This window comes from Synechococcus sp. H55.9, from assembly GCF_047462355.1.
GTDB lineage: Bacteria > Cyanobacteriota > Cyanobacteriia > Thermostichales > Thermostichaceae > Thermostichus.
In genome coordinates, this window is sequence record NZ_JANSJB010000036.1 from 19,261 (window position 1) to 23,503 (window position 4,243).

Here is a 4,243-nt window from a genome sequence, read left to right on the forward strand (position 1 = left end):
CCTTCCACCTGGATCATCTCCCAGGTGTAGGCCAATTTGCGCTTGGGATCGGGGTGATGGGAGAGGTACACAGGTGCCCCTACCTGGCAAACCCCCGTCATCGGCCCGGTGTTGGGGCAGTGAGCGGTTACCTGTTGCCCATTTTCCAGCTCCACCTCGGCAAAGAAGCGCTTGTAGCGGCTGCGCAACACCCCTCTGTGCAGGGAGGTCGGGAAACGATAGGGCAGCGCCCCCTGTTGGCCTGTCATTCGCAAGAGCTCTCCGATAAGTATTTTTTCTTTAGGATTTTGGAAGTCTTCCAGGGGTGGGGTGTTTCCTGCGCTAGGGTAAATGACGTATCTCCCCGGCCAGGGCCTTTTTTTGCCGATGCCTTGTTCATATATCCTTTAATACCTTACCTTTTTCTATCCCTTTGCCAAAACCACTTGGAGAAGAAAAGCCGAATGTTGCGTCTTGACCCCGATCCCGGCTTTCAGCCTTCGGATCCGTTGCAGGACAACCGTGGTCGTGTGGCCATCTTCATCGACGGATCCAATCTGTTCTATGCCGCTCTGCAACTGGGCATTGAGATCGACTACACCCGCCTGCTGAAGACGCTAACCGGCCGTTCTCCCCTTCTGCGCTCCTTTTTCTACACCGGCGTCGATCGCAACAACGAAAAGCAGCAGGGGTTTTTGCTCTGGATGCGTCGCAACGGCTACCGCGTGGTTACCAAAGAGCTGACCCAACTGCCCGATGGATCCAAGCGGGCCAACCTAGATGTGGAAATTGCTGTGGACATGTTGTCGCTGGTGCGTTGGTACGAGACGGCAGTGCTGGTGAGCGGCGATGGGGATTTGGCCTACGCGGTCAATGCCGTCAGCTACCAAGGGGCACGGGTGGAGGTGGTCAGCTTGCGTTCCATGACCAGCGACCAACTGATCAACTTGGCAGATCGCTACATCGACCTAGAATCCCTCAAAGACCAAATTAAGAAGACCAATCGCCCCTCCTATCTGTACCGACCCGGGTTCACCACCGACGAGGAGGATGAGGGGTAATTTTTCTCTCACCCCCCACCCCAAAGGAGGGGGTTCAGCGAGATTGCAAAGTTGAAGGGATCCCCTGCAGCAGGTAAACGGGGTTAAGGGGGGCGAAGCGGGTGCCTTCTGCCAGGGCTGTGGAGCGGGAGATCTGGATGTGTTCTAGCCGCACCTGCCAGCCCTGCGAGCGCAGCCATTGCAGGGTTTCGCTGCAGGTTTCCAGGGTGGCAAAGTTGACCACCAAGATCCCCTCAGGCTGCAGGCGGGCCGCCACCACCGGCAGCAGATCGCGGATCCCTTTGCCGCCTCCCCCCAGCAACACCCGATCGGGATCCGGCAAGTCGGCCAGCACCTGGGGCGCTGCCCCGGGGATCACGTGCAGGTTCTCCAGGCCGAAGCGTTGGCGGTTGCGCCGGATGAGACAAATACCCATGGCGTTGCGCTCAACGGCATAGACCTGGAGCTGGGGGGAGAGGCGGGCGATCTCTACGGCCACGGAGCCGGTGCCGGCCCCGACATCCCACACCACTCCCTGCCGCGGCAATTGCAAGGCCCCCAGGGTGAGCAGGCGGATGGGTTGCTTGGTGATCAGGCCGGGCTGGTCGGGAAAGGTGTGGAACTGGTCGTCGGGGATCCCGACTAGGGGCCAGCGGCGGGGATCCGGTTCCGGGTCAACGCGGCGCAACACCACCAGATTGGGGCTGGGGAAAGCGGAGTTCTCACCTTCCTGCAGAGGCAGGATCTGCTCGTGGGGGGATCCCAGTTGGCTGCATACCCAGCCCTGGTAGCGCACCGGCAACCGCAGGTCGGCAATGAACTGGGCCAAGCTGGCTGGCGTGTGCTCTGGGTCGGTAAGCACCACAATCACAGGGGATCCCTGTTTGAGAGCGGGTTCCAACGGCTCCATTCCCCGCCCGTGCAGACTGAGAATGGTGGCCTCCTGCCAGGGGATCTGCAGGCGGTTGAGGGCCAACTGCACCGAGCTGACTTGGGGGTAAAAAGCCAGTTGCTCCGCCGGGAAATACTGGGTCAGCAGGCGCCCAATCCCAAAAAACAGGGGATCCCCGCTGGCCAATAAAACCAGGGATCCCTGTGCCAGCTCCTTTTGCAAAAGCGGGATCCAACTTTCCACCGATCCAGTAAGCCGGATCTGGCGAGCCGGATGGTCGGCAAAGTGCTGCAGCAGGCTGGGGGGCCCGGCCAGGGTTTGCGCTTGGGAGAGGGGGGGAATCGCCCAAGAGGCCACCGAGCCATCTCCAGCTACCCCTACGACCGCAAGCTGAGGCAACCGGCTCGCCATCTAGCGTTCGACAGGCGGGTGGTACTGGCGCATGTGGTTGAGAAAATCCAGGCGCAGCTCCGCTACTTCCCGCTGCATCTCCCGCATTTCCCGAATAAAGCCCAGATGAGCCTCGATCAGGCGGCCATCCCGCTCCCGAAATTGCTCCATCATCATGGCTTGCGCTTCCCTCAGCTCGGCAAACCCGGCCTGCATATCGCGGCGAGACTCCTGGATGGCCCTCTCCAGCTCATCTCCCCGCTCTTCGTTCTGGCGAATCCGCTCCTGGTTGTGCTGAATTAACGCCCGGATCTCCTGGATTTCGGTCTGGAGCTGGGCTTCGATGGCCTGCCGCTCGGCTCGCATTGCAGCCATCTGGGCCTCAAAGCGCTCGGCGGCCCGCTGCTGTTCGGCCCGGATCTCGGCGATCTCGGCGGAGAAACGCTCAGCGGCCCGCTGCTGCTCGGCTCGGATCTCGGCGATCTGGGCTGCAAAGGCCTGTCGCATTTCCGTCATCTGGGCCTCAAAGCGCTGGGCGGCCCGCTGCTGCTCAGCCCGCAGCTCTTGAAGCTGTTCTTGTTGGAGCTGAAGGTTGCGGATCAGCCACTCCTCTTGTTCGGGGGTCATGGGAAAGGTCTGAAGATGTCGTTCCAATTCTAGTCAGTTGGGAATGGGATCCCGGCGAGCGGCCAGCAGCAGAGCATTGACAATGGCAGCGGCCACCGGGGATCCGCCTTTGCGGCCCTCCACCCGAATCTGGGGGACATCCGTTTGTGCCAATGCCTGTTTGGCCTCCTCCACGGCCACAAAGCCCACCGGCACCCCGATCACCAGGCTGGGCCGGATCCGCTCTGCCCGAATCTCTTCCACCAGCGCCAGCAGCGCCGTGGGCGCATTGCCGACAACAAAGATGGCTTCCGGGTAGCGGCGGGCCACCTGGATCATCCCCTGGGCAGTGCGGGTTTGCCCTGCCGCGGGGGGGTCTTCCACCCAGTCCAAAGCGCAATAGAGCGGGATCCCCTGCGCCTCAAGGCCAGCTTGGATCCCGGCAGCCACCATCCTCACATCCACCACCACGGGCCTTTGCTGCCGCAGGGCCGCCAGCCCCACCTCGACCGCCGTGGGGCTAAACACAAAGCGATCCCGCAGCTCAAAATCGGCAGTGGCGTGGATGGCGCGGCGCACGATCTCGTAGGGGATCCCTTGCCACGGGTGGGGGCCGATCTCTTGGTCGATCTGGCGAAAGCTGGCCGCCGTAATGGGGTCTATCCAAGCTGTCTCATCCATCATCTCAGCCATCGTGGGATCCACAGGCGGAGCCATGGTTCGGCTAGGGTGGTTTCTACGTCCTGCTGACGCGAGCAGTCTTGTTCGGGGAAAGTCGCGCAGAACGTCCAGAAAAGCTGTGCTCAAAAGGGTTACCTGAGAGAGACGCCCCTTTAGTTCCACTCTAGACGCCCCGAAGCAGCCGCTAAGTTCGGTCTATGCTGGTGGAGATGGGCCTGTTGTTGTCACACGCTCCTCCCTTGCCTGAACCCAACTTTTCTCCCTCTGCTGCTGTCGGCGGGGCAAGCTCCCCTCCCCTCGCGCCGCCCCCCTCTTCGGTCGGCAACAGGGATCCCCTTGCCGTGCTCCCTCGCTATGGCCATTCCCAAACCTGGCTCTGGCGTGGCTGGTCTATCCATTTCACCTACACCCCCAGTCGCGCCCAAACCTCCAAGGGCCAGGTGAACTTGACGGCGGCTCCGGCCATCTTGATCCATGGCTTGGGAGCCTCGGTGGGCCATTGGCGCCATAACATTGTTCCCTTGGGATCCCAGCGCCCCGTCTATGCCCTTGACTTGCTGGGATTTGGGAAAAGCGCCAAGCCGGAGATCGCCTACAGCGTCGATCTGTGGGTGGAGCAGGTGTACGAGTTTTGGTATGCCCACATCCAACAGCC

General features: G+C 61.5%; 5 protein-coding genes and 1 pseudogene. 2 read left to right on the forward strand and 4 right to left on the reverse strand.

Translation table 11 applies throughout. The annotated features are described in order from the left end of the window. Positions 1 to 248 (reverse strand): annotated as a pseudogene (locus NW857_RS06500) (DNA/RNA nuclease SfsA); the annotation flags it as partial. Between the two features lie 195 nt (positions 249 to 443). Here NW857_RS06500 and NW857_RS06505 point away from each other — a divergent pair. After that, positions 444 to 1,040: an NYN domain-containing protein gene (locus tag NW857_RS06505; RefSeq protein WP_414335330.1), complete on the forward strand. Its 597-nt coding sequence runs from the start codon at positions 444 to 446 to the stop codon at positions 1,038 to 1,040. A gap of 34 nt (positions 1,041 to 1,074) precedes the next feature. Here NW857_RS06505 and cbiE read toward each other — a convergent pair whose 3' ends face one another. The 3 genes from cbiE to NW857_RS06520 are packed head-to-tail and all read right to left on the reverse strand — an operon-like array spanning position 1,075 to position 3,591. Then, positions 1,075 to 2,322: a precorrin-6y C5,15-methyltransferase (decarboxylating) subunit CbiE gene (cbiE, locus tag NW857_RS06510; RefSeq protein WP_414368388.1), complete on the reverse strand. Its 1,248-nt coding sequence runs from the start codon at positions 2,320 to 2,322 to the stop codon at positions 1,075 to 1,077. After that, on the reverse strand, positions 2,323 to 2,928 hold the full coding sequence (locus tag NW857_RS06515) for a hypothetical protein (protein ID WP_414368390.1): 606 nt from the start codon (positions 2,926 to 2,928) through the stop codon (positions 2,323 to 2,325). A gap of 33 nt (positions 2,929 to 2,961) precedes the next feature. Further along, positions 2,962 to 3,591, reverse strand: coding sequence for a cobalt-precorrin-8X methylmutase (locus NW857_RS06520; protein WP_414335343.1), 630 nt, complete (start codon positions 3,589 to 3,591; stop codon positions 2,962 to 2,964). Between the two features lie 194 nt (positions 3,592 to 3,785). Between NW857_RS06520 and NW857_RS06525 the strand changes: the two genes are divergently transcribed. Further along, positions 3,786 to 4,243 (forward strand): alpha/beta fold hydrolase (locus NW857_RS06525; protein WP_414368391.1); only part of this gene is annotated, 458 nt, incomplete at its 3' end.